This window comes from Dehalococcoidia bacterium, from assembly GCA_035574915.1.
Classification (GTDB): Bacteria; Chloroflexota; Dehalococcoidia; order DSTF01; family WHTK01; genus DATLYJ01.
In genome coordinates this window covers 1-5,110 of the sequence record DATLYJ010000050.1, presented here as the reverse complement: position 1 = coordinate 5,110, position 5,110 = coordinate 1, and the positions used below count along the sequence as shown (strand labels likewise).

The 5,110-nt window shown below is 66.3% G+C and carries 6 protein-coding genes and 1 tRNA gene; 5 read left to right on the top strand and 2 right to left on the bottom strand.

The genetic code is table 11. The annotated features are described in order from the left end of the window. Positions 1 to 88: 88 nt before the first annotated feature. From VNN10_04550 to VNN10_04535, 4 genes are all read left to right on the top strand, one after another. Positions 89 to 1,228 carry a 4Fe-4S dicluster domain-containing protein gene (locus VNN10_04550; GenBank protein ID HXH21277.1) on the top strand — a complete coding sequence of 380 codons (1,140 nt, stop codon included), beginning with the start codon at positions 89 to 91 and terminating at the stop codon, positions 1,226 to 1,228. 12 nt (positions 1,229 to 1,240) lie between these two features. Beyond that, on the top strand, positions 1,241 to 2,182 hold the full coding sequence (locus tag VNN10_04545) for an ethylbenzene dehydrogenase-related protein (GenBank protein ID HXH21276.1): 942 nt from the start codon (positions 1,241 to 1,243) through the stop codon (positions 2,180 to 2,182). After that, positions 2,179 to 2,901 carry a molecular chaperone TorD family protein gene (locus VNN10_04540; protein HXH21275.1) on the top strand — a complete coding sequence of 241 codons (723 nt, stop codon included), beginning with the start codon at positions 2,179 to 2,181 and terminating at the stop codon, positions 2,899 to 2,901. The genes VNN10_04545 and VNN10_04540 overlap by 4 nt, the downstream gene beginning before the upstream one ends. 111 nt (positions 2,902 to 3,012) lie before the next feature. Continuing rightward, positions 3,013 to 3,086, top strand: a tRNA-Cys gene (locus VNN10_04535). Positions 3,087 to 3,594: 508 nt separating this feature from the next. Here VNN10_04535 and VNN10_04530 read toward each other — a convergent pair. Further along, complete coding sequence (locus tag VNN10_04530; GenBank protein HXH21274.1) at positions 3,595 to 4,383, bottom strand: site-specific integrase; 789 nt, start codon at positions 4,381 to 4,383, stop codon at positions 3,595 to 3,597. Between the two features lie 31 nt (positions 4,384 to 4,414). Further along, entirely contained in the window at positions 4,415 to 4,636 is a 222-nt protein-coding gene (locus VNN10_04525) for a helix-turn-helix domain-containing protein (protein ID HXH21273.1), read from the bottom strand. Between the two features lie 159 nt (positions 4,637 to 4,795). Between VNN10_04525 and VNN10_04520 the strand changes: the two genes are divergently transcribed. Beyond that, positions 4,796 to 4,927: a hypothetical protein gene (locus tag VNN10_04520; GenBank protein ID HXH21272.1), complete on the top strand. Its 132-nt coding sequence runs from the start codon at positions 4,796 to 4,798 to the stop codon at positions 4,925 to 4,927. The last annotated feature ends 183 nt before the right edge of the window (positions 4,928 to 5,110 follow it).

Sequence of the window (5,110 nt, the reverse complement as noted above, 5' to 3'; positions counted from 1 at the left end):
TGCGGCCAAGGGCTTCCGGCCCGGCTACGAGAACGAGGCCATGCGGAAGTACCTCGCCGGCGAATTCATCGGGAAGGCGGGATGACCTATGCCCAACGTGTACAACTGGCAACTCGGCCGCGAGATGACCTACCGGTTCGAAGAGGCGCGCCCGCAGCGCCAGGCCGGGGCCGTCTTCGACACCAATAAGTGCATCGCCTGCCAGACGTGCACGATGGCCTGTAAGACCACCTGGACCTCAGGAAAGGGCCAGGAGTACATGTTCTGGAACAACGTCGAGACGAAGCCCTGGGGGTCCTATCCGGTCGCCTGGGACGCCCAGGTCCTCGACCTCCTCGGCCCGCAGTCGTGGGACGGCGATGTCTACGCCGGCAAGACCATCTTCGAGGCCGCGGAACAGGGCGAGTACCACATCGGGTACCTGCCCGAGGACATCGACTACGCAGGCCCCAACCGCGGCGAGGACGAGATCAACACCATCCTCACCGAGGACAAGTACTATCTGCGCTTCCCGCACGACGCCTGGTTCTTCTACCTGCCGCGCATCTGCAACCACTGCACGTATCCGGCCTGTCTCCAGGCATGTCCCCGCACGGCCATCTACAAGCGTCCCGAGGACGGAATCGTGCTCATCGACCAGGTGCGATGCCGCGGGTACCGGGAGTGCCTCAAGGCCTGTCCGTACAAAAAGGTCTACTACAACCACGTCACACGCATCTCCGAGAAGTGCGTGCTCTGCTATCCCGCCGTCGAGCGGGGCTTCCTCACCCGCTGCATGCGGACGTGCATCGGCAAGATCCGCACCTTCGGCTTCGTGAGCCCGCCCGATAAGGCGCGCGAGGACAACCCGGTCGATTTTCTGGTCCACGTACGGAAGGTCGCGCTGCCGCTCTTCCCGCAGTTCGGCACCGAGCCGAACATCTACTACATCCCGCCGATCCATGTCAGCAGCATGGCATTCCTCACGATGGTGTTCGGTCCCGGGGTGGAGCGCGCCATTCAGACGTACAGGAACGCCATGGAGGGCAACGACCCCGAACTTCTCGGCGTGCTCGTGCTCAACGTCTCGACCGACCGCATCATCCACCGGTTCCGCGTCGCCGATGGCCTCGCCTATGGGTACGACGACCAGGGGGAAGAGCTCGTCCGCGTCCCGCTCAAGGAACCGACGATCGTGCGGCCGGCGTTCGACCCGAGCCTCTCGGTGTACCGGTACAACGTCACATAGGGGGTGGAGGCCATGACCGTTCGACAGTCACCCGTGCGCATCGACCGGCGCAAGTTCCTCATCGGCGCCGCGGGCGCCGCGACGGCGGCCGGCGCCGCCGCGCTGGTCGGTTGCGAGCGCGCCGAAGAGCGCGGCGTCGACTGGAAGGGCCAGCTCACCTCGGTGTTCATTCGCGAACCCGTGCCGGAACACGACCCCGACTCCCGGCTGTGGGAGAAGGCGCGGCCAGTGCTGGTGCCCCTCACCCCGCAGATGTCGGCGCTGCCCTTCCGCAAGGAGCCGGCCTTCCCCTCCATCACCGTCCGCTCGGTGCACGACGGCTCGAAGATCGCGTTCCTGCTCACGTGGGAGGACCCTGACGCCGACTACCTGACCATCAAGACCGACCAGTTCCGTGACGCGTGCGGCGTCCTGCTGGGCCCTGCGGACGCGCCGGCGGCGTTCTACATGATGGGTACCGCCGACGTGCCCGCCAGCATCATGTGCTGGCGCGCAGACTGGCAGAAGGACATCGACGAGGGATACCAGGACCTCGAAGTCGCCTTCCCCAACGTCGCCTTCGACTACTACCCGCCCCTGCCCAAGGCGCCGCGGCCGCTGAAGATCGACGACGCCTACCCCGCCGAGGGCCGCGCCTGGATCATCGGCTGGACCGCGGGCAACCCGCTTTCGACACCGGTCAAACCGTCGCCCGTCGAGAAGCTTGTCGGGCACGGTCCGGGCACCCTCACCCATCTGGAGAACCAGGACGCGACGGGGAAGGGGATCTGGCGCGACGGCCGGTGGAAGGTGGTCCTGGCGCGACCGTTCGCCGCCAGCAATCCGGGCGAGACGGCCATCGAAGCGGGAAAGGAGTACTCCGTCGTCTTCACGGTATGGTCCGGGTCCGCCGGCGACCGCGGCTCCCGGAAATCGCCCAGCGGACTGGGCAAGCTGATCGTCGAGGCCAGATGAGCGCGCGAGCCGCCGCGACATTCACCCCCGTCGAACGCCTCGAAGCGAAGGCGCTGGTGTACCTCGCCCTCGCCCGGCACTTCGCGACGCCGGACGCGCGCCCCGCAGACGGGCTCACGCTCGAGGAGCTTGGGGCCGCGCTCGATCGTCTGGGGTGGGCCAACGCTGCTGAAGCGGCCAGAGCCGCGCTGACGAAGCGAGACGAACCGGACGTGCGGCTGCAGCACTCGCAGATCTTCTACCAGTCGGTCCCGCCGCCCTACGAGACGAGCCACGCCGGGGGCGGCGCCGCGGACCTGGCGGACATCGCGGGCTTCTACCGCGCGTTCGGGGTGACGCTGGCCGGCGACAAGCCCGACCATCTGGTGGCGGAGCTCGAGTTCGTCGCCCTCCTGCTCGCCAAGGAAGCCCACGCGCGCTCCCGCGGCGACGATCGCGCCGACATCTGCGCCTCGGCCCGCGCGCGATTCCTGCGCGAACGCCTCGGCACATGGACGGACGCCTTCGCCGACGCTGTGGAGACGCGGCACCCCGGCGCCGTCTGGTCGCATCTGGCGCGCGCGGTCGCGCGGTGCGTAACGGCCGACGCGCGCGAGATCGGCGTCGAGCCGCTGGCGCGCCGCCTCCCCCCGGGGATGACTGCGTGGCCGTCGAGCATGCCCGGCCCGCAGATCGACCTCGATCGCCCTCCCTGCGCCGACGGTGAGGTGGAGACCTAGGCTGCGTGCGCGCAAGAGGAGGCCCGCGCAGCGGCTGCTTTGCAGCGTCGCCGCCCGCTGGTAAGATGAGGCTGGAGGATGGGCCCTGCCCGCCTCCCTGCGTCATATAGAGGCGACGTGGCCAAGTGGCAAGGCAGGGGTCTGCAAAACCCCGATCGCCGGTTCGAATCCGGCCGTCGCCTCCAGATTTTCAGATTCAAAAGCGGCCCGATCGGGCCGCTTTTTGTGAGATTTTGGAGCCGTTGACAGCAAAACTGACAGCAAAACGTTTCGACCGTTGGCCCGCCGCAGACTCAGCCCCGATGGGCCCGTGCGTGGTTCCCCCCAGCGGGTGGGTGGCTATATGCCGGATACAGACGAGGTCACGGAGAAGCTTTCCGCGGACGAACCGTTGACCAATCGCGCGGACGACCACCTGGGGCATGCGCCCTGTGCGCGCCGCCTGGCGGACAGCATCCAGTCAATGAGGCCTCCCCAAGGACCCAGCATTGCGGTTTTCGGCCCGTGGGGTTCGGGCAAAACAAGACTGTGGATGGAACACCAGCAGCCGTCCACCCCTTTCTCGTTGCCGTCAGCCGCCATCGAGGCCCTGCGAAGACACCGGGCGCGTCAGATGGAAGAGCGATTGATGGCCGGTTCGACTTGGGGGAACGACTGGGGCCTGGTCTTCACGACGGCGACCGGCCAGCCCCTTCAGGGCACGTACGCGATCGTGCGCCGGCTGCGAGCCGTCTTGGGCTCGACGAGCTGGGACTCCCCGTCTATCCTTTGTAGCGCTTTCCTCACCGTCAGGGTACCCGCATCCAAGTCGATGTCGTCCCAGCGGAGCCCCAGCGCTTCTCCCTGGCGTAAACCCACCGCCTGGGCCACCGAGAACAGCGCTCCGAGCCGATGAGTCGCCACGGCTTCGAGCAGCTGACGGGCTTCGTCGGGGCTCAAGGGTTGAATATCGCGATGCGGCACGCGCGGGCCATCGACCAGGATCGCGACGTTTCGCCCTACCAGGCCCCACTTCACCGCATCGTTTAGCGCCGCGCGCACGATCGCCCTCAGATGCTGCACCGTTTGCGGCGCGAGGCCTGCCATCCGTTTCTGGTTGAAAAACGCCTCTAGCTTCTGGGGTGTCAGCTTCGCCAGAGGCTGCTTGCCCAGGCTGGGCAGGATGTGGATTCGAACCTTACTTTCGTAACCTCTGAAGGTGGATGGCCTGACGCTGGGCTTGACCGTGTCTGACAGCCAGCCATTCAAGAACTGGCCGAGTGTCAAACGCTCGCTGGCTGGCGGAGTGAGGCCGGTGTTGAGGCCTGCGGCCGCGGAAGCAAGCTTGGCTTGGACTTCCGCACGGGTTCGCCCATAGTAGTACTTTCGCTTTCCGCCTTCTATGGTCAGGACGGCTGTCCAGCGGCCGTCCTTTCGCCTGTAGATGCTGCCCTCGTTATGGCCTCGCCGCTTGCGGATAGGAGTCGCCGGCCTCTCGTTCATGTCTGGCCTCCTGTGGGCTTCCGCTCCGGTTTCATCTCTCCAGTGGAAGGGCCTCGAGAGGCAAATCCGCCGCCTCCGCTTCAGCCACCTTCGCCTTCGCAAACTCCTCCAGCGCCCAGACACGGATGCGGCGTGACCGCCCGATCTTCACCGATAGAAGTTGACGCTCCACCATAAGGCGATAGAGCAGGCTTCGACCAATCCCCAGCCGTCGAGCCGCCTCACGTACGGTCAGGAGGACCTCGTCTGCCATGCTCTATTCTCGTGGGTTCACGTGTTGCGGTCGTATCGCCGCCACCAAACGGTTCATGCACTTCGCCCTCCGGAATCGTACCAGGTGACCCGTCCGTGGGATTCCGGCGTTCGCCACGCAGTGCCGAGAGGCCCTGCACGTCCGACAATGGTGTCTGTCGTGGTGAAGAAGTGGCGAGGGGACGCCTTGACCTCGTCGAACGCTGCCTCCGCCGCCCTCCAGAGGATGTTCTCTCGCAGCGGCGAAGTGGTGACGGTCAGCACATACGGCAAAGACCTGTCGTCAACTTGACGTCGCGCGAGGGATGCTTAGTAGGCGGCGTACAGCCGGCACTTCTCCATCAGGTCCGGCAGTTTCACCGTCCCCCGGTCCCACTCCAGATAGAAGCGCCGGACTTCCCCGCGCCAGGAGATGTCTCCCGCTCCGTCTGGCCTCAGCCAGTGGGTGACCTCCCCGTACGTGAACCTCTGGGCC